This is a genomic window from Dyadobacter sp. 3J3 (assembly GCF_009801115.1).
In the GTDB taxonomy this organism is placed as follows: domain Bacteria; phylum Bacteroidota; class Bacteroidia; order Cytophagales; family Spirosomataceae; genus Dyadobacter.
The window spans coordinates 16,310-37,245 of the sequence record NZ_VTOL01000015.1 but is presented as its reverse complement, the minus strand read 5'-3'; the positions used below and the strand labels follow the sequence as shown (position 1 = coordinate 37,245).

19 protein-coding genes and 1 tRNA gene are annotated in these 20,936 nt (G+C 38.0%); 15 read left to right on the top strand and 5 right to left on the bottom strand.

Features of this window, described 5'->3' with window-relative positions; genetic code table 11:
- Positions 1–221: 221 nt before the first annotated feature.
- From FZF08_RS25915 to FZF08_RS25895, 5 genes are all read right to left on the bottom strand, one after another.
- Positions 222–1,181, bottom strand: a complete 960-nt coding sequence (locus FZF08_RS25915) for a hypothetical protein (RefSeq protein ID WP_159475732.1) — start codon at positions 1,179–1,181, stop codon at positions 222–224.
- 267 nt (positions 1,182–1,448) lie between these two features.
- A tRNA-Asn gene (locus tag FZF08_RS25910) sits at positions 1,449–1,522 on the bottom strand.
- Positions 1,523–1,607: 85 nt separating this feature from the next.
- Positions 1,608–1,889, bottom strand: coding sequence for a hypothetical protein (locus tag FZF08_RS25905; protein WP_159475729.1), 282 nt, complete (start codon positions 1,887–1,889; stop codon positions 1,608–1,610).
- Positions 1,890–1,929: 40 nt separating this feature from the next.
- Positions 1,930–2,550, bottom strand: coding sequence for a 16S rRNA (guanine(527)-N(7))-methyltransferase RsmG (gene rsmG / locus FZF08_RS25900; protein ID WP_159475726.1), 621 nt, complete (start codon positions 2,548–2,550; stop codon positions 1,930–1,932).
- Complete coding sequence (locus FZF08_RS25895; protein WP_159475723.1) at positions 2,541–3,671, bottom strand: glycosyltransferase; 1,131 nt, start codon at positions 3,669–3,671, stop codon at positions 2,541–2,543. The genes rsmG and FZF08_RS25895 overlap by 10 nt, the downstream gene beginning before the upstream one ends.
- Positions 3,672–3,787: 116 nt before the next feature.
- On the opposite strand from FZF08_RS25895, the gene tgt reads away from it, so the two are divergent.
- The 15 genes from tgt to FZF08_RS25820 all read left to right on the top strand — a co-directional run bounded on the left by tgt (position 3,788) and on the right by FZF08_RS25820 (position 20,936).
- Positions 3,788–4,921: a tRNA guanosine(34) transglycosylase Tgt gene (tgt, locus tag FZF08_RS25890; protein ID WP_159475720.1), complete on the top strand. Its 1,134-nt coding sequence runs from the start codon at positions 3,788–3,790 to the stop codon at positions 4,919–4,921.
- A 223-nt stretch (positions 4,922–5,144) separates the two neighbouring features.
- On the top strand, positions 5,145–6,599 hold the full coding sequence (locus FZF08_RS25885) for an OmpA family protein (protein ID WP_159475717.1): 1,455 nt from the start codon (positions 5,145–5,147) through the stop codon (positions 6,597–6,599).
- A 147-nt stretch (positions 6,600–6,746) separates the two neighbouring features.
- Complete coding sequence (gene glf, locus FZF08_RS25880) at positions 6,747–7,853, top strand: UDP-galactopyranose mutase (RefSeq protein ID WP_159475714.1); 1,107 nt, start codon at positions 6,747–6,749, stop codon at positions 7,851–7,853.
- 45 nt (positions 7,854–7,898) lie between these two features.
- Positions 7,899–8,651, top strand: coding sequence for a polysaccharide biosynthesis/export family protein (locus tag FZF08_RS25875; RefSeq protein ID WP_159475711.1), 753 nt, complete (start codon positions 7,899–7,901; stop codon positions 8,649–8,651).
- Entirely contained in the window at positions 8,651–9,388 is a 738-nt protein-coding gene (locus FZF08_RS25870) for a tyrosine-protein phosphatase (RefSeq protein ID WP_159475708.1), read from the top strand. The genes FZF08_RS25875 and FZF08_RS25870 overlap by 1 nt, the downstream gene beginning before the upstream one ends.
- 4 nt (positions 9,389–9,392) lie before the next feature.
- On the top strand, positions 9,393–11,798 hold the full coding sequence (locus FZF08_RS25865) for a tyrosine-protein kinase (RefSeq protein WP_159475705.1): 2,406 nt from the start codon (positions 9,393–9,395) through the stop codon (positions 11,796–11,798).
- 12 nt (positions 11,799–11,810) lie between these two features.
- Complete coding sequence (locus FZF08_RS25860) at positions 11,811–12,692, top strand: N-acetylneuraminate synthase family protein (protein ID WP_159475702.1); 882 nt, start codon at positions 11,811–11,813, stop codon at positions 12,690–12,692.
- Positions 12,689–13,411: a cytidylyltransferase domain-containing protein gene (locus FZF08_RS25855; RefSeq protein ID WP_200837166.1), complete on the top strand. Its 723-nt coding sequence runs from the start codon at positions 12,689–12,691 to the stop codon at positions 13,409–13,411. Before FZF08_RS25860 ends, FZF08_RS25855 begins: the two co-directional genes overlap by 4 nt.
- Positions 13,412–13,413: 2 nt before the next feature.
- Positions 13,414–14,376: a Gfo/Idh/MocA family protein gene (locus tag FZF08_RS25850; RefSeq protein ID WP_159475699.1), complete on the top strand. Its 963-nt coding sequence runs from the start codon at positions 13,414–13,416 to the stop codon at positions 14,374–14,376.
- Positions 14,376–15,212: an SDR family oxidoreductase gene (locus FZF08_RS25845; RefSeq protein WP_159475696.1), complete on the top strand. Its 837-nt coding sequence runs from the start codon at positions 14,376–14,378 to the stop codon at positions 15,210–15,212. Before FZF08_RS25850 ends, FZF08_RS25845 begins: the two co-directional genes overlap by 1 nt.
- Before the next feature lie 23 nt (positions 15,213–15,235).
- Positions 15,236–16,090 (top strand): ABC transporter permease, encoded by an 855-nt coding sequence (locus tag FZF08_RS25840; RefSeq protein ID WP_159475693.1) that lies wholly within the window; start codon positions 15,236–15,238, stop codon positions 16,088–16,090.
- A 2-nt stretch (positions 16,091–16,092) separates the two neighbouring features.
- Positions 16,093–17,340, top strand: coding sequence for a polysaccharide ABC transporter ATP-binding protein (locus FZF08_RS25835; protein ID WP_159475690.1), 1,248 nt, complete (start codon positions 16,093–16,095; stop codon positions 17,338–17,340).
- A gap of 316 nt (positions 17,341–17,656) precedes the next feature.
- Positions 17,657–18,949: a hypothetical protein gene (locus FZF08_RS25830; protein ID WP_159475687.1), complete on the top strand. Its 1,293-nt coding sequence runs from the start codon at positions 17,657–17,659 to the stop codon at positions 18,947–18,949.
- A complete protein-coding gene (locus tag FZF08_RS25825) occupies positions 18,946–19,884 on the top strand; it encodes a hypothetical protein (protein WP_159475684.1) in 939 nt (312 codons plus the stop codon). Before FZF08_RS25830 ends, FZF08_RS25825 begins: the two co-directional genes overlap by 4 nt.
- A 5-nt stretch (positions 19,885–19,889) precedes the next feature.
- Complete coding sequence (locus FZF08_RS25820; RefSeq protein ID WP_159475681.1) at positions 19,890–20,936, top strand: glycosyltransferase family 4 protein; 1,047 nt, start codon at positions 19,890–19,892, stop codon at positions 20,934–20,936.

Genomic DNA, 20,936 nt, shown 5'->3' with positions numbered 1-20,936 from the left:
TGCGGGAAAATTCGAGTCTAATGCAATCGTATTTTACTTAGGATTAATTAATTAGCTTTCGGAATGATACTCTTTAACATTGATTTTTATTGCGACGGCATTTGTTATACTTTTAGAATAAACTCATTTTGCAAGAAAAAGCACCTAACGATTTCTCATTAAGTGCTTCAAATAAATGCTTTTTAAATCAGATCAAACTAATAAGTTTGATCCTCTTATTATTACTCAACTATAAATGCTTCCGTGAAGTTAGCAAAAGAGTATTTCGTAACCTTATTTGCAGGATGCGTATCTGAAAGCTCTTTTACTTCTTGATTTATAATTAAATCTTCTGGTTTAAACTTTACGTTGAACAAATCAACCGCTGCATAACCCGCCAAATCCTCACCCTTGGAGCCTACTGATGAGATTTGCTTTTGCATTTCTTTAAGCCATCCCAACTCCTGGTATTTTTGCTTTACAAAAGTAGCCTCAGCTTCATCAATTACGATAGTCTTTTTTATTTCAGCGATCCAATAGCGCTTTTTTGTTGAACCATTGATGGTATATAACCAGATGGGATATGATTTATTTGCCTGACTTGCTTGACCTTTACGAATCGGTTCAAGAAATCCGTAATGATAGCCATCCACGACCTTACTCACGTCAAACAACCACTCTTCCAGTCCGAAGCCAAATTTACCTTCCAGCGTATCATTCGATGAGGCTTTCCCTTTAACACCGGAAGGTTTTGTCCATCCTTCGTCATTCCAGGCCAGCCTTGCAACTTTTTTATTAACGATCGAATCAGGAAATATCAGGGTAATATTTTCTGCGGTGGTAACCTTAAAAAGTACCTGATGCCAATTCTCATTTTTTGTTCCAAGCGGGATCAAGCCAGAGTATAAAGGCTGCTCTGCATCCCACTTTATTTCCAGTCTTCCGTTTTCTGCGTCATCGACATTAGTTACCGTACCAATTACTTTGACATCAACTTCCTGATATCTGTTACGCAAACTGCTAACGGAAAACCGATCATTTACCTTAATTGATTGTAGCGAAGCCAAAATATGTTTATTGTCCCGCTTTTTCAGGTTCAGGTCAGTGGCCCAGTAATTTTGTTGAATAAATTCTTTCAACATGTTTTGGGGACTACCGATGTGACCATGATTGGAAGATCCTACCCAGTATGCAATTGCCATATAATTTATCAGATTAGAAAACGTATTATTTCGAAACATTAAGGCCACAAGGCCGGTGTACACTCTCCAATAGAATCAAAACCATATTAAGATTTCTATTATTTCGAGCTGGTTCATTCAAATTTCAATTGACAAAATTAGTCAATAAGATGATGGAAAATTAAATCTTGACAGCAATACATCAAGATATCCTGCAAAAACATAAAGTTAACGTCATATACGAAAAAAGCACTTAACGATTACTCGTTAAGTGCTTCTGAACCAGGGCTCCCGAAGTTGGGCTCGAACCAACGACCCTCTGATTAACAGTCAGATGCTCTAACCGGCTGAGCTATTCAGGAATTTCAAATCCGATTGTTTATCTGAATTGTGGTGCAAATATAGTTATTCGATAAATATGGCGCAAGTCCCTGACAAAAATATTTTTCAACTTTGAACCTTCGCAAGTATTAACTCCTTGACTTTCTTAGCATCTGCCTTTGAAAAATTATTTATAATTATTTCCGGACGCATCCTTGGTATCACATGAATGGTTGAAAAAAACATACTATTTTCAATTTCAACTCCTGAAATATCGGAATAGAAAACAAAGTTGTCATTGCTTTTGAAAAGTTTTTTCACTGTAAAAGTCACTCCTTTTTCTCCAAATGTTACTTCATCAGGAAAAAATGGATTCATAAGCCCGCTGGCACTAAAACGCTCATTCATATTTTTATGGTTAGATAAGTTTACGCGATTATAAAATTCCTTACAAAGGTACGTATACGACCTTTTTTGTTTCAAAAAATTCTTCTTTAAAATAATCAGACAGCTCATAAGAGCGTGTTTTGATATTCAGTTCAGCCAACTCTTCCGTCAAATCGCCACCTTTCAGATATAAAATACCGTTCCTGAGCGAATGAAATGAGTTTCGGCTAATGTTATTACGAACCCAGCCTACAAACGGCGCCATACGTGTCACAGCCCGGCTCACTACAAACTCATAGGTATCTTCCAGTTTTTCCGCCCTGATCTGCTCGGCTTTTACATTTTTCAGATCCAGTGCGGCGGCTATTTCCTGCACCACTCTTATTTTCTTTCCGATACTATCCACCAGATGAAACTGTGTATCCGGAAACATAATTGCCAACGGAATACCAGGAAAGCCTCCGCCAGTTCCCACGTCCAACACCGACGTCCCGGATTTGAACTGAATCACTTTCGCAATGCCTAATGAATGCAGCACGTGCCGCTCATATAAGGTATCGATATCCTGACGGGAAATTACGTTCACTTTTGAATTCCAGTCCTGGTACAATGCTTCCAGCTGAGTGAATTTTTCACGCTGGATATCTGTAAGGTCAGGGAAATATTTTAATATTAATTCCATGTAGTCCGGGGTTTTCTTCTTGTCATCACAAACAATCCGAAGAAGATATAATAAATAAAAAATGCAAAATCCATCAATGGAAAGCTAAACCACTCAACCGTTTTGTCGAGTTTTCTATTGATGATAAAAAAAAGTATCCACTGGACAAACCAGCGAACACCTACTATAATGCCAAGCTCCTGAAGAAAAAGAATATCCTTATTCATTACCCCAATAGCAAGGGCAACGAAACCTATTATCCACGTGATCATATGTGAAAAAGAAAGAATCCCAAGCATCACTTTATTCCGCTTCCGGTAAAACTGGCTCACAGCCAAATGACGTCTTTTCTGCCTTAACCACGTTGACCAGCTTGTTTTTGGTTTTGAATAAACAAAAGATTCCGGTTCGATAGAAATAGCTGTATTACTGCTTGTTGCAACCTCGTTCAAGAATATGTCATCATCCCCGCCCATGATATGCCGGTGTCTGTAAAAACCTTTATTAGCAAAAAACACTTCGGTTTTATAAAGAATATTTCGCCCGACTCCCATATAGGTCAACCCTGTCAAAGAGAAAGAAAGATACTGAACGGCTGTGTAGAAAGTTTCGCAGCGGATAAACCAGTTCAACAAACCGGAATGTTTTTCATACGGCGAAAACCCAATAATAATATCTTTTTCATCACTGATCTGTGAAGTCATCGACGTAATCCAGTGCAGCGAATCTGGACGACAGTCAGCGTCTGTCATCAATGCCAATGGATATCTGGCCTGTTTCATACCAACCGTCAACGCATATTTTTTAGGTGTGACATGAGAAAACTCGTCGTTGATACGGATATAGCGAATGTGTTTCCAGCTATGAATATTTTCACGCATAAACTCCTCACTTCCATCATCAGAGCGGTCGTCAAGCAGAATCACTTCAAATTCAGGATATTCCTGGGCATCCAGAAGTGGCAGCAGTTCCATCAGGTTTTCTTTCTCATTCAAGGCACAAACCAGGACGGTAACCCCAGGCGGGCGACTTTCATAATTCCTACTCTTTCCGTAAAAGGCGAGTCGCGTGAAAATAAAAAGATAATAAAACAGCTGAATCAGAACAAATGCGCAAAGCACATAAAGTAGAGAATCCGTCACGATACAGGGGGTGTGTAAATTTTTTCCATAAGTAATTTTACAAATATACGGTCATTGTCAGGAATGTTAGATGCCTTCCACCTATTTTTGCAGCATCATCTTGTATATTACCATTAATGAAGTTTACCTTACAAACCCAGGACCAGCATTCAAAAGCACGTGCGGGACTAGTGGAAACAGACCACGGAACAATTCAAACGCCGATTTTCATGCCGGTGGGAACAGCCGGAACTGTGAAAGCAGTACATCAGCGGGAGTTGAAGGAAGATATAAAAGCGCAGATCATATTAGGTAATACCTACCATTTATATCTTCGTCCGGGATTGGACATTATTCACAAAGCTGGCGGACTTCACGGATTCAATGGATGGGACAAACCGATTCTGACCGATAGCGGTGGCTATCAGGTGTACTCACTTGCGGGCACGGGGAGAAAAATCAACGAGCAAGGTGTGGTATTTAAGTCACACATTGACGGCGGGATACACACTTTCACACCAGAAGGCGTGATGGATATACAACGTACAATCGGAGCAGATATTATAATGGCTTTTGATGAATGTACTCCATACCCATGTGATTTCACGTATGCACGCAATTCTATGGAAATGACGCACCGGTGGCTTGGCCGCTGCTGCACCCGTTTCGATGAAACACAACCTTTATACAGTCATAGCCAGACACTTTTTCCAATTGTGCAAGGAAGTGTATATAAAGACCTTAGAAAACAGTCAGCGGAAGTCATTGCTTCCTATGAGCGTGAAGGAAATGCGATAGGCGGACTTTCCGTGGGCGAGCCTGCTGAAATTATGTACGAACTTACAGAAGTTGTTTGCGATATTCTGCCGAAGGACAAACCACGTTACCTCATGGGTGTGGGTACACCGGCCAATATCCTTGAATGCATTGCACTGGGCGTAGATATGTTCGATTGCGTGATGCCTACACGTAATGCGCGCAATGGCATGATTTTTACTACCGAAGGTATAATCAATATCAAGAATGAAAAGTGGAAAGATGACTTGTCACCTCTCGACAAAAATCTTGGTGGTTATGTGAGTACATTCTATTCTAAAGCGTACCTTCGTCACTTGGTGAAATCAGAGGAAATGTTAGGGGCACAAATTGCCAGTGTCCAAAATCTGACCTTTTATTTATGGTTGGTAAACACAGCAAGAGAAAAAATAATAGAAGGAACATTTACCGCCTGGAAGGCTGGAATTGAAAAAAAATTGATGCAACGCCTTTGAAAAATTGGAAAAAGAACATTTCTTTCGAAAAGATTTTGCTTTAATTACAGTTAAATTCCGCTATTTCAGAAATAGGAGTTGATTAAATGACATTGTTAACCTAATTTTGTGCCCACTAGGCATTTTGATTAGTTATCTGGCCACGAAATAATATATTGTTTTTATTATAATTGATTATTAAAGATCAATCCTAGTTAATCTTAATAACGCTAACTTGAATAGTATGAAAAAAGTATCCCAGTTGATTTGTTCGCTTGCCTTGGGGTCTTTGATGGCTTTGCCTTCAATTGCGCAGCCCTTAGAGCAGCCGAATTCTCCGGATTACAATCCAAAAGCTACGTATGACGGCCCTTACAAACTTAACACATGGTCAATCGCGATTCATGGAGGTCCTTCGATGTTCTTCGGTGATTTGAGAGAATACGATTTCTGGCCTGTTAACAAAACTACCACCGACAGCCACAAAGAATCAGGAACTTTTCAAGGAGGCTTAACGATTAACAAACAACTTTCGTATTTGTTTGGAGCTCGTCTTGACGGATCCATCGGTAATTTGCGTGGTATGAAACGTCGTAATTATAACCGTTATTTTGAAGGAAAATATCAGGATGTTTCTCTTTCAGGAACTGTCAACCTTAAAGGTTTATTGATGGGACCAAATAAAATGAAGCGTTGGAAAGTTGATGCTTACGTTGGGTTCGGTCAGGTTTTCTATGATTCCAAAGCATACGATCTTACAGGTGGCGTTAAACTTCGCGAAACAGGTAAGAAAAATGACTGGATCATTCCAACAGGTCTTGCCGTTAACTACGAATTGACTTCACGTCTTGATCTTGGCCTTGATTTCCGTTTGAACTATACAAACTCTGATTATCTTGATGCAACTTGGGGTGGTGACTACGACAGAACACCAAACCTTAATTCTATCAAAGATGCTAAGACATCACACAAAGGAAACTCCGAACTTGATAGCTATGGTTACGGCTCGGTAGTATTGACTTACAAACTTGGCAAGAAACCTCTTAAAGTTAAGAAAGAGGATGGAAAATGGGCTTACAAGCCAGACGAAGGAGGATACTACCACCTACGTTACACAGATCCGAAAGTATTGTTGAGACCTGTTAAGATTCTTACACTTGAAGAAATGGACTCTGTTGCAAAAGCGAACCGTCCAAAAGATATCGATCCAAGATTACTTCTTGATACTGATGGTGATGGTGTTTCTGACTTCTTCGATAAAGAACCAAATTCTCCAGCCGGAAGCATTGTTGATGGTAGCGGTCGTGTTCTTGACTTTGACACTTACGTGAAAAACGCGCTTGCAACTGGTGCTGCATGTAGCGAAATCTTCGCAAATGTTCAGTTCGATACAGACAAAAACACGCTTAAACCTGAATCTCAGGATATGTTGAAAAACGTAGCGATGTTGATGAACAAAAACGGATGTCGTCTGCAATTGGCTGGTCACGCTGACCGTCGTGCAACGGATCGTTACAACATGGCACTTTCCCGCCGTCGTGTAGATGCAGTTAAAAACTACCTGATCAATGAAGCAGGATTGAAAGATGCCAGCAAAGTAATCGTTGATTACTTCGGTTCATTCAAACCAATCGCTGAAAGCTCAACTCGTGATGGTCTATTGAAAAACCGTCGTGTAGAATTGAAACTTCTTCCATAAGGAATAAAAATAATTCAGTAAATAAGAAAGGCTCCCGATGGGAGCCTTTCTTATTTCAAATCACTAGATTTGCATTGGTATAAGATTTTATACCAATGCAAAAACTACACAATCACTTCAAATAAAAACCACTCATATACATTACGCATGGCTCAATACGATTATCTTATAGTTGGTGCAGGACTCTGGGGTTCTGTTTTTGCACATGAAGCTACTAAAAGAGGAAAAAAATGTCTGGTTATAGACAGACGTCCGCACACTGGTGGAAACACTTATTGCGAAAATGTGGAAGGCATTAATGTACACAAATACGGAGCTCACATTTTCCATACAAACGATAAGGATATCTGGGATTACGTTAATTCTTTTGTAGAATTTAACCGCTACACAAATTCCCCTGTCGCGAACTATAATGGAGAACTTTACAATCTTCCATTTAATATGAATACCTTCTACCAGTTGTGGAAGGTGCGCACACCGGCAGAAGCAAAAGCGAAAATTCAGGAACAAGTAAAAGAAGCAGGCATTACAGATCCAAAAAATCTGGAAGAGCAGGCTATTTCTCTGGTTGGCGTTGATATTTATGAAAAACTGATCAAAGGATATACAGAGAAACAATGGGGAAGAAAGGCGACTGAACTTCCTGATTTTATTATCAAAAGATTACCAGTTCGCTTTACGTATGACAATAATTATTTCAACGATAAGTACCAGGGAATTCCAATTGGTGGCTACAACAAGTTGACTGAAGGATTACTGGAAGGCATTGAAGTAAGATTGGATACTGACTTTTTCCAAAATCGAGAGGAATTAAGTGCACTGGCGGAAACAGTAGTTTACACGGGACAGATTGATGAATATTTCGGTTTCAGCCACGGTTCACTTGAATACCGCAGCCTGCGTTTTGATAATCAATTACTGGATCAGGAAAATTATCAAGGAAATGCCGTAATCAACTATACAGACGCTGAAACGCCATTTACAAGAATTATCGAACACAAACATTTTGAATTCGGAACACAGCCTAAAACGGTAATAACGCACGAATATCCGTCAGAATGGACAACCGGCTCAGAACCTTATTATCCTGTAAATGATGATAAAAATACTGAGGTTTTCAGTAAGTATAAAGAATTAGCCAAGAATGAAGTAAAAGTCATTTTCGGCGGCAGACTGGCAGAATATCGTTATTACGATATGCACCAGGTTATTGGATCGGCTTTGAAAAAAGTGCAGGTTCATTTCGGCGAATAATACAAAAATAACACACACTATAATGCCTCCGGGCAACTTAAAAATATGTTTTCACGGATTATATCCTGTGTAGCTTTATGGCTATTGTTCATCGGCTGCACGGCACAAAAAAAGTCGCCTTCATTAATTTCAGAAAAACTTATAACAGCACCTGTACAAAAAAGTACAGGTGCTTATTTGCTTAGGCCTGGCAACAGATTATTGATCCATAATCTAAACTGGTCTTCCCGCTTATTTCCGGAGCCCGACAAAATACAAAATAGCCAGTCTATTTCTGAAAATGGTTATCCGGTTCAGGTAAATGAAGGCGGAGATATTATCATGCCTGAAATTGGAAAATTTCATGTCGCAGGTTTAACAAGATCCCAGCTCACTGATTCATTGGCTTCCCGATATAGTGACATTATCCGGGAACCCATATTTGAAGTAGAAATCACCAATTTACGGGTAAAAGTATTGGGTGCCTGCACCATTCAGGGCCTTGTAACGTTGGATAAAGAGACGCAAACATTAGGCGAAGTTTTGGCAAAAGCCGGCGGAATAAAATACAATGAAGCCGGCAATACGATTCAGATCATTCGTGGAGATGGAAAAGAGCAGAAAATAATCGAATATGATTTTCATCAGTTGGGAAATCCCGAAATAATGAATCTCCCGGTTTCCGACAACGATATCGTCTATATTCCGCCTTCGAAGGAAGGAATCAGATCTGTTAAATTGTCACGAAAACTCGTCATTCTTCAACCTGTCTTGATTGCACTAAATCTCGCGTTACTCATTGTAAATATTACCAGGTAATGATACCCACTATAATTGAAACCGCAAATTCAGGAATTTTAAGCTCGTTAGGCCTGGATCTTCACATGCACGTATTGCCAGGAATCGATGATGGAGCCCAAAATATGCAGGATAGTCTGGCACTTATTGATTCACATTATCAGGCAGGAATTCGAAAAATTATTGCTACACCTCATATCCGGATCGACTTTTTCAAAAACACGCAGGAATCAATTCATAACGCCTGGACAGAATTGACCAACGTTACAAAAGAGCAGTATCCGGATCTGGAAATTCAGTATGCTGCCGAATATTTCGCTGATGACTATTTTTTAACCCTGATCGAAAAAAAAGAAATCCTGCCTATTTCAGGAAATTATGTTTTGGTTGAAACGTCGCTGCGACATGATCAGCCCTATTTTCGTGATATTTTAAAGGAAATGATCTTGCAGGGTTATCAGCCCGTTGTAGCACATCCTGAAAGATATCAGGCCTGGCATAACAAACCCGAACGTTATGCTGAAATTCATGAATTGGGTGTGATTTTTCAAATAAATTTACTTTCGATTGGTGGCGCCTATGGGCCAACAGAACAAATAACAGCGGAAAGGCTTATTCAACAAGGCTGGATTGGAGCATTGGGAAGTGACCTGCACCGCGTAAGTCAGTATAAGTATATAAAAGAGGCAGTCGAAAATCCTTATTTCAAAACTTTAAAGGATACCCGGTTGCTGAATCATACTTTACAATCTGACTAACAGAATGGCGAAAGGGAATGAAAGTGCTTTTTTTGAAGAATTTCTTAATCACTCTGATTCCCTGGATTTTCAAAAGGTTTTCAAAGTGATTCTTAGCCGCTGGTATTGGGTGGCAGGATCACTTTTGTTTTTTGGTATTAGCGGCTTTCTGTTTTTAAAACTTGTCAAACCAAAATATGTTGCGTCGATCAACCTTAAATATCTTGACAAGCAAACGGAACTGGATGAGATCACCAATACAAAACCCACGTACCTGATCAATGACGGGAGCAGTGAATATTTGACAGAAAAATACAATATACAATCCCGTGAAGTTGTTGAAAATGCCTTGACCAAACTTCACCATCCCTTTACCTTTTACCGGTTAAAAGATTTCCGTCGCATTGATATTTACCCCTATAAACCACTGACAATTCGTGTACTTTCATTTGATGAATTGAAGTTTGAAAAAGGAAAATTCTCAATTCATTCATGGTCAGAACTTTCCTATCAAACCGAGGATTACGTTAAAAATTTCAAGCTTGCCAAGGGCACAACTTGTTCGTTACCAGGTTTATCATTCCAAATTGAACAAATAAATAGTACAGAAAACTTCGACATTGAATTTGTTTATAACAATCCGTCCATAATAGCACGCGATTTTATGAAACGGATTGAAGTAACAGAAATTGAGGACAAAATGCCCGTTCTAACCGTTTCGTTCAAACACCATAACAAACCATTCGCCAAAGATTTCCTGGAAAAGCTACTGGAATCTTACCAGCTATATGACCTTCGGCAAAAACAACAATCTTCCGATCTTACACTGCATTTTATTAACGATCAGCTAAAAGTTTACTCGGATGCTTTGAAAGAAGCTGCACATAAATTAGAGATTTTCAAACAAAAAAATGCCGTTTTCGATGTAAGTGCTTCTGCTATCGAAATTTCTGAAAAAACACGCGCTATCGAACTACGAAAAAATGAATCCGAGATCCAAAAAGCATACATACAAACGCTTGAAAAAAATCTTGGAAATACTTTTGAGCAGGTTAATTACCTGTCGGTAGGATTGGATGGAACTACGGATGCAGTATTGGTTGATTTGATTGATCAGTTTAATTTATTGATCTCAAAGAGAAAAGAGCTCTTAATAAAATACAGTATTAATTCGTCAGCCATAAAAAACCTGGATGAGGAACTTGGTAAAACCCGAGGTCAAATACTGGATAATATTTTACTTCAAAAACAGAAAAATGCAGGCACAATTGGAATTCTTGGCCGGAATCTTGCATCGTTACAAAAACAGTTCAGACAAATTCCGGCTCTTGAAAAAAACTTCCTGTACCTTCAAAGCAATTTTGAAGTCAATAAAAATATCTATTCTTTACTGCTGAACAAGGAAATTGAATCTTCCATCGTAAGGGCCGGGATGTTACCTTCATTCCGTATCATTACATTGATGGAAGTAGAGAAAATATTTCCAAAACCTGCTCAGATTATTTCCCTAACATTATTTCTTGGCTTATTAACAGGTATTTCTTCGATCTTTCTCGCACGTTATTTCAACCGGAAATTTGTAGATATTGATCTTGGGAAAGCTTCCGCAAGTATTCATTTATTAGGCTTAATTTACCATTTCCCGCAAAAGCAGGGTAAGGAAAACCGGATCAAGCTAAATACGTTATTATCCGATCAATCCATTTTTTCCGAATCCATCAGCGCGCTTAGAACGCGGTTAAGTTTTTTAAATACAAATCAGATATTACATCCGGAAAAAGGAAAACAAGTTTTGATCACCTCTCAGCAATCCGGCGAAGGCAAAACATTTGTTTCTGTTAATCTTGCCTTGTCTCTTACAAAAATTGGAAAAACGGTTATTGTTATTGGCTGCGATTTACGAAAATCCAGACTGCATCATTTTTTCGAAGATTCAAATGAAAACGGTTTGAGTAATTATTTACAAAAGAAAACACAGTTGAATGATGTTATAAAATCCTCAATCATATCAAATCTGGATTATATCCCGGCCGGTCCTCCCCCATTCAATCCCGCTGAACTTCTGCAAAAGGATTTGTTTAACGATTTACTGACCCATTGCAGAAAAGAATATGATTACATTTTTCTGGATTCCGCTCCCGTCGGACTGGTTTCTGATAATATTCCGCTGCTGCGTGAAAGTCATTTAATACTGTTTATTATAAGATGGCTGTACTCAGATCAAGATGCTTCCCGACTCGCAGAAACGCTGGCGGTGGATTACGAAATTGACAAAATCGAAGTGTTAATCAATGACTTTTATCCTGATAATCTATATAGTTCATTAACAGCATCGCAGGCTTATCCGTATCAATATGGTTACGATTATAAACGAAATACATATTTCAACGAAAAGGGTAAAGGTAAGATTTCCAGATTGACTCAAACATGACACACACTTTATATGAATTATCTGAATTATCAACCGCCCAAAATCGTCGCAGAGATTGGCTGTAATCACATGGGCAATCTTGATATTGCCAAAGAATTAATTGGTTTAGCAAAAGATTGCAAAGCAGATTATGCCAAATTTCAAAAACGAAATCCGAAGGAATTATTAACAAAAGAGCAGTTCATTAAGCCTCATCCCGTTCCATATCAATCCTATGGAGCCACTTATGGCGAACATCGCGAAGCTTTGGAGTTTAATATTGACCAGCATAAAGAACTTAAACAATTCTCCGAAAATCTTGGAATTGGGTATGCCTGTTCGGTTTGGGATTTAACTTCCGCACAAGAAATTGCAGCGCTCAATCCTGATTTCATCAAAGTGCCTGCTGCCAGCAATTGCAATTTCGAAATGCTGCTTTACCTCCGTGATTATTATGATGGAGACATTCATATTTCTGTCGGAATGACTACCTGGGAGGAAATTGAAACAATTGTTACCCTTTTTGAAGAAACAAATCAGGCTCAAAACCGATTAATTCTTTACAGCTGCACTTCGGGATATCCGGTTGATTTCCAGGATATCTGTCTGCTGGAATTACGAAAACTATACTTCCATTTCGAACATAGAATAAAAGAATTCGGCTTTTCAGGCCATCATTTGGGTATTGCAATAGACGTTGCTGCTTATACTTTGGGTGCCAAATGGATTGAACGGCACTTTACCAAAGACCGAACCTGGAAAGGAACGGATCACGCTGCATCTCTGGAAGTGCCAGGCCTGCAAAAACTGGTGAGAGATCTTCATCATACCTGCGTGGCTTTACATTTCAAGTCTGAGGACATACTCGATGTCGAAAAAATCCAGCGCACCAAATTAAAATCACACGCACATTGAAAGAGATTCTGTCTATCATTCCAGCAAGAGGTGGCAGTAAAGGCCTTCCCGGAAAAAATATAAAACTTATGGCCGGTCATCCCTTGATTGCTTACAGTATAAAAGCAGCGTTAGCATCACCGTCCATAACACGTGTGATTGTTTCGACCGATTCCGAAGAAATTGCGGAGGTTGCACGATCTTATGGAGCCGAAGTCCCCTTTATCCGTCCAGCCCACTTTGCTGGTGATTTAAGCAAGGATCTGGAAGTATTCACCCACGCACTGGAATGGCTTGATATCAATGAAAACTACAAGCCGAACTTAGTCGTACAATTTCGTCCGACGTCTCCTGTCCGTTTTATTCATGATATAGAAATTTGTATACACAAAATGCAAAGTTCAGAAGCTGATAGTTTAAGAATTGTTACTCCCGCTTTTCATACTCCATTCAAAATGTGGATTTTAGATGAAGCAAGTATAAAAATGAAACCATTGCTTCAACAAGATATAATCCATGAATCCTACAATCAACCACGCCAGAATTTACCCGAAATATATTGGCAAATCGGAACGCTGGATGTTATTCGGGCTGACGTGATTATTAAACAAAAATCAATGTCGGGTAAAAATATTCTCCCTTATATCATTGAACAGCAGTTCGCTATCGATATTGATGATCTGGCAAGTTTTCAACGTGCCGAGGAAATGATCTTGAAATATGATTGTGTAAAGTTTTAGTCATGATTAAAAAAGATGACCCAATTCTTATTTTTGGCGCTGGTTCTATCGGAGAAAGGCATATTCAAATTCTTCAAAAATCAGGTTATTCTAATATTTGGATTTACCGACAAAGGAATCTTCCTCTGAGGAATATTGATGAAAAAACAATTAATATTTTTACCGATTTAAGCCTAATCGATACACTAAAACCCAAATCTGCGATTATTTGCACACCTACTTTTCAACATACAGAGCAAGCTTTACTTTGTGTGAAAAGAGGAATTCATATCCTGATTGAAAAACCATTATCTCATAATTTGACTGATTACGAGAAACTTACAAACGCTATTACAAAAAATAACGCTTGTGTGCAGATTGCTTATATGCTCCGCTATCATGATTTTTTCCAAACTGTCAAATCGATGGTTCAGAATAAAAAAATGGGGAATCTGATCAATATGCAAACGTATTGGGGAGAATATCTGCCCGACTGGCATCCGTGGGAGGATTATCAACAATCTTACGCAGCAAGAAAAGAGTTTGGTGGAGGCGCCGCACTCACGCTCAGTCATGATATTGATTTGGTAAACTGGCTCGCAGGAAGTACAGTAAATACCTGGCATACTTTGAAAAATTACAATGCTTCACTTCAAATAAACGTGGAATCGGGAGCTGACATTTCAATTGGCTATCAAAATGGAATTACTGCACATTGTCATATGAATTTCCACGAAAGAAATCCCAGACGCTGGTACCGCTTCGTATTTGAAGATGGATCAATTGAAATAGATTATTACAAATCGATCATGACAACTTTTCATCAGGAGAAAACCACGATTCAAACGATTCCGGATTTTGATAGAAACAAGCTTTATGAATCGCAAATAATGAATTTTTTTCAAAAAATTCATGACGGAAATTTTCAAGAGAACTCTTTACGCTCACTCGAAGAATCAAAAGTAATTATCTGTATTTGTCAATAATGAACACATATCACACACACGTTTCTTTGTCCATTGCCGACAAAGTTATTCTTATAACGGGGGCTTATGGCCTAATCGGACAAACGATTGCTTCCGCATTTCTTGCACAAGGCGCCTTCGTAATTCTTGCTGATATTGACGAAAGCAAACAGAATAAGATTGAAAATGAAATTTCCAGAAATTTCCCGGCCAGCCAGTTTCTTTTTCAAAAGCTGGATATTACGGACAAAAAAAGTTGTGAGCAGACAATGACCGCCATTATTCAAAAATTTGGCAGACTGGATGTACTGATTAATAACGCCGGACTTGACGCCAAATTTGACAAGGAATCATCCAAAAAAGTTAATCAAAGCCGCTTTGAAAATTATCCTACCGATTTACTCCAAAAATCAGTTGATATTAATCTGACCGGCACAATACTGATTACCCAATATGCTTGTAAACAAATGATTAAGCAAAAATCAGGAAATATTATCAATGTGGCATCAACCTATTCTGTGGTTTCTCCTAATCAAAATCTGTATGACTTCGGAGATGGAAATCAGAATTACAAACCGATTGATTACGTGGCTTCTAAATCCTTTGTTCCAAATTTTACAAGATACCTGGCCTCATTTTATGCTCGAGAAGGAATTCGCTGCAATGCCGTTGTGCCGCATGGAATTTACAATGATCACGATGAAGCTTTTTTAAAAAACTTTGCTCAATTATCCCCTCTCGGAAGAATGTGTGATCGTGAAGAACTGATTGGGCCATTTACTTTCCTGGCTTCCAATGCTTCAACCTATATGACAGGTTCACTTTTAACGGTCGACGGCGGATGGACGGCGTGGTAAATCAAGTATTAACTGATAATCCAATGAGCGATTCAGAAGAAAAATGGGATTTGGAAATAATCCCTTATACCGGACTTTTCGATATTAACTGGCATGAGCTTTGGCAATATCGTGACCTCATTTTTTTGTTCGTGAGGCGTGATGTTGTGGCTACTTACAAACAGACGATTTTAGGTCCATTATGGTTTTTTATCCAACCCATGCTGACAACACTCATGTATGTTATCATTTTTGGCAATATGGCAAAAATTTCAACAGGCGGTTCTCCAAAAATTTTGTTTTATCTGGGCGGAATCACGATCTGGAATTATTTCCAGGAATGCCTTCTCAAAACGTCTGAAACCTTTATTGCCAACCAGAATCTATTCGGTAAGGTATATTTTCCAAGAATGGTAACGCCCATTTCTATCGTGATTTCCAGTCTGCTTAAATTTTTCATTCAATTCATTCTTTTTCTACTTGTCTGGATTTATTTCCTATTTCAAAAAACAGCCGGTATAAGCCCAAACATTACTATGTTACTTTTTCCTTTTTACATTATTTTGATGTCGGGATTGGGTTTCAGTTTTGGAATATTGATCTCATCCCTGACAACCCGATATAGAGATTTGCGGTTTTTAATCCAGTTTGGAATACAATTACTCATGTATGCAACACCCATTGTGTATCCCCTGGAAATTGCCTCTGAAAAATACAGATGGCTTTTATTGTTAAATCCGATCACCAGCATTGTTGAGGCTTTTCGCTACGCCTTCACCGGCCATGGAAACCTGTCGTATTTCAACCTGATTTACAGCTCTCTATTTATGATAACAAGCTTGTTTTTCAGTATCATAATTTTCAACAGAGTTGAGAAAACTTTTATGGATAAGATATAAATATGACAAAAACGGTCATTCATTTTGAAAATGTTTCGAAGCGCTATCAGCTTGGAGAAATCTCAACCGGAACTATCTCCCGCGATCTTTCCCGATGGTGGGCGCTTACCAGAGGTAAAGCTGATCCCGTCAGTAAAATTGGCGAAGTTTTGAAAAAAAATGTTATTACGGAATTTTGGGCCTTGTCCGATATATCTTTTGAAATAAAACAGGGTGACGTTTTAGGAATAATTGGAGGCAACGGAGCCGGAAAATCCACGCTTCTAAAAATTTTATCCCGGGTCACAAAACCTACAACGGGCAGAATCCGCATCCGAGGCAGAATAGCATCGTTACTTGAAGTTGGAACCGGATTTCATCCGGATCTTACCGGTCGTGAAAATATCTTTTTAAACGGCGCAATTCTTGGTATGCGGAAAAGTGAAATTCAGAATAAACTGGATGAAATTGTCGCCTTTGCCGGTGTTGAACTTTACCTTGATACGCCTGTAAAACGTTATTCATCCGGCATGTACGTCCGGCTTGCTTTTGCTGTCGCTGCACATTTGGAGCCCGAAATCTTGGTCATTGATGAAGTTTTAGCGGTTGGAGATGTAGAATTTCAACGAAAATGTCTTGACAAAATGAAAGATGTCAGCCAAAATGAAGGCAGGACGGTACTTTTTGTAAGTCACAATCTGACATCCGTGAAATCGCTTTGTCCTAAAAGTATTTTTCTGAAAAACGGAAAACTTGAATATCAGGGAGAAACTGATCTGGCCATTAAGCAATACCTTAACAATTTTGCATACAATCAAAGTGAATTTCATTTTGAAAAGATTGAAAACCAGGAAGCATATTTTACCCATTTGAAAATTACAGATAATGAAAATCAGTTAAGTAACCATTTTTCAGTTACCGATTTATGGCAGTTAAAAATTGGTTTTCAAACGCATTATTCAGTTTCAAATCTCGTGGTAGCGGTTGGTCTTTTGACATCCGATAATGTTCTGCTTAGAAATGTTTATTCAACACCTTTTCAAGCAGAAAAAGGAAATTACGAAGCGGTTTTTACAGAGAATAACATCATTTGCAGTCCGGGTACTTATCAGATATTGATCTCACTCTTCATTAACAATCACGTTATCCAAAATATTGGAGAAGGAATTTTTATAACTTTTGAAGATGCCAGACCTCAACATTCACTACTGAATTTGACAAATAAGAGTTTGATTTTAAATCAAATGAACGTAAGAATTTTACCCGTCTAACTGATTTTTATACTTTTAAATTATTCAAATTTCAATTAGTCGTAAAACGAATAAAGTACGTTTCCTGCTTTATGCCATGGAATTGAAGTTCTCTGAATTGATTTTAACCATGGATTAAATCCTGAATTACAAATGCCGGACAACAAAATATGTGACCAAAAATTCTTTTTGAAATCTAACATCTAAGAAACCCGATATCACTTCAAAACTCAACAAGCCAGAAAGTCCACTATTTCTGTAAATGAAAATCTTCTGACTATCAACGTTAATAAATTATTTTTTAACAAAGTCGGATTATCATTTTTCAAAAATTGCAATGAAAATAGGCGTTCTGGCAAATTATCTTGATACACGTAAAGACTTTCGTGATCTGCTTGACTTGCTAAGTCAGGATCACCATATTGTGGCTTTTGTACAGAAGTCTGACGTACAAAAGATGGGAAAACTGTTGCCCGCAGTAACTGTTATTCCAATTCAGGCTTTGACTGGAATTTCAAGAATAATTCAACTGCTCTGGCAGTATACTTATCTTGTTTTTGGTAAACTCCCGGCAAGCGGCTACAATTATTACCTGACCGAGCATATCAAATTATCGAATTCTTCTAACAAAAAATGGGCCCGTATTATACAATCTTCTTTGCTTTCTTTAAGTAAAATTACGCCCCAAATTATAAGTTATGACCAATTTCTTGATTTAGTTTCCGAGCTAAAAAAGTCATTCTTAATCGATACAGACATTGATATGTTTTTATGCTTTACCGAGATTTCCAATGACTTTATTTTTGCCAAAATAATTCAGGAAAATAAACCCGTCTGGACTTATGTATACAGTTGGGATCATGCCTGCAAAATGAAAACTTTTTCAAAACGGACAAATTATCTTGTCTGGAATGAAGGGATAAAAGAGGATCTGATCAAATTGCAGCATATTAAAGCAGAGAAAATCAAAATCTGGGGTGCCACACAATTTGCTCCCATTGAAAAATTTATCAGTCATGAAGCGAATCGCACTGAAAAACTTCCTTATAATTTTCAGTACATATATTTTGGATTTGCGACCGGCTATAATGCCTTGGCTCGTCAGGAGGTGAAATATTGTCATCAAATTGCTACTCATTTAAAAACAATATTGCCGGACTGGAAATTAGTTATCCGTCCATATCCGTTTCAAAAAAACAAAAATATTTATGCGTCACTCACGACTTTGCCCAATGTAATTTTTGAGGAAAGCACTTTGTCCGATGATAAATTCCTGAAAATTAAACACGCCAAAGCTTTCCTGCATTTTGGTACTACAATGGGTTATGAAGCCATTTATTTTGATACTCCGTCTTATTTGCTCGATATCGCTGATCAAAAGAAAGATCCTTTGTTACACGGATTTGTACATCAATATCAAAATGACAAATATCTCAATACTTCCGATTCTCTTGTTATTAAGAGTTATGACGAGCTGATTAATATTTTTGAAAACTTTGCCAGAGGACAGTTCAGACATTGTCCAAATCCAAAAATCCGATCAGATACACCGCTTCATTCTCTGCCTGTTCTTGCAGAAAATCTTATGTCGATAATAGCCATCAACAATACCAATTTATTAGCCCTATGAAACTCATTGCTTCTCCTCTACTACCTATGATTTCTGCGCCGACACTTTCCAGCCGGATATCTCTGCGTATCCTTAACGAAGTTCGTAATATTTTCAGAAAACAACTTCGACAGGAAATGCTAGGTCGGTTGCCTGTTTATGAAATTCAGGGAAATCAGTCTGAAATCCATATGCTCATTTGCAAACGTGATTTTGAAATGGCCATGGTTACAGCCGGACAGCTAAATCATCTTGCACAAACAGGCCATTCCTTCATCTTTCACGACGATGGAACCATGGATGATAAAATGGAAGAAACCATTAATCATCATTTTCCAGGGACATTGGTTGTACGTCGTAATATTGCTGATTTTATAGCAAGTCAGAAATTACTGGCCTATCCCAACATTTTGGAATATCGTAAGAAACATGTATTGGCCATGAAACTGATTGATACCGCAATTTGGGCACAAAATGACCGGATAGGATACCTTGATTCCGATGTACTCTTTTTCCAATATCCCAAAGAATATCTTCTGTCCTTAAAAACCATTTCTGACACTAATTATTTCAACCAGGATATTGCTGATGCTTATATTTCAAGTGCTGCCAACATCAAAAAGGAGCTTGGTTTTGCGCCTGTACCAAGGATTAATGCCGGTTTGTGGACGATGAACAAAAAGGATCTGAACCTACGCCAAATCGAGCTCTGGCTAAAACATCCTTTCTTAAAGAAACAACAAAGTGATTACAGACTGGAACAAACCTTAATGGCTTTGCTGGCACAAGTTTCCGAAACGGATACAGCTTATTTTTCAAAAGAATATGATGTGTCATTTGAAAAAATACCAAAGGAAAGTGTTTGCAAACATTATGTAGGCAGAATCCGGTATGGATATGAGCTTGAAGGAATTAAATATTTGCTTCATCATGAAACTTCCCGAACCGCTCATTGAAAAAAATGTCTTATCAAAAAATACTAATCCTGCCCGATGCCGGGCCTGAAAATCCATTTCAATATGAAATGATCGGGTTTCTAAGAAGTCATGGGTTTGAGATATTTATTGGTAAAAAGAGAAAACTGGGAAGTATTTATGAAGCCGTAAATCAATTCAAACCAGACATTATTTATTTCGATTGGGTTCACAGTTATATCATTGGGAGAACATTTTCGTGGAGTTTGACAAAATCCTTTTTTTTCATTCTTGAAATATTATATCTCCGTTTTCTAATAAAAATTCCTATCATTCATACCCTACATAACACTCAAAATCATTGCGGATTTTGGTTGCCCTGGGAGCGGATTATTTATGCTTTTTTTCTAAGAAAATGCACAAAAATCAGGGTCTATTCAGAAACCGTAAGAGAAGAAATCATTAATAAATTCAGGGTTTTGTCTAGTGTTATTTATGTCATTCAAGACATTCCTTATCATCATTATTACCCCAATGATGTATCAAAAAAAGAAAGCAGGGCCTATTTTAATATCAATGACCATGATTTTGTTTTTCTCTTTTTTGGGAAAATAAAAGAATACAAAGGTCTCGAAGAGCTGATCCGGGCTTTTAAGAAAGTGCAAAAATCCGGGAATTATCTTTTCATTGCGGGAGAATGTCTTGATTCAAAATATCTCTCTAAACTTTTGAAATTAACCAATAATGTTCCAGGAATAATTTGGTATAACCGGTTTATATCAAAAGAAGAAGTTCAATATTTTTTCAATGCAGCGAATGTTATTGTGTTACCTTTTACAAGAATAGATCACTCCGGGAGTATTGATCTGGCGATGTCATTCAAGAAACCGATTATTACCTTAAAAACTGGTGCGACGGAGGATTTATTAAATCATCAGGAATCATTACTATTTCAAAATTCCGGGGAATTAAAAACGTGTATGACTTTGGCTCGTGAAATTGATCTTAAAGAAATTGGGATAAACAATTTCAAAAAAGCAGATTCCGGAAATTATCGTGATTTATTGGAATTGTTTCAAAAGCATAATTCATGA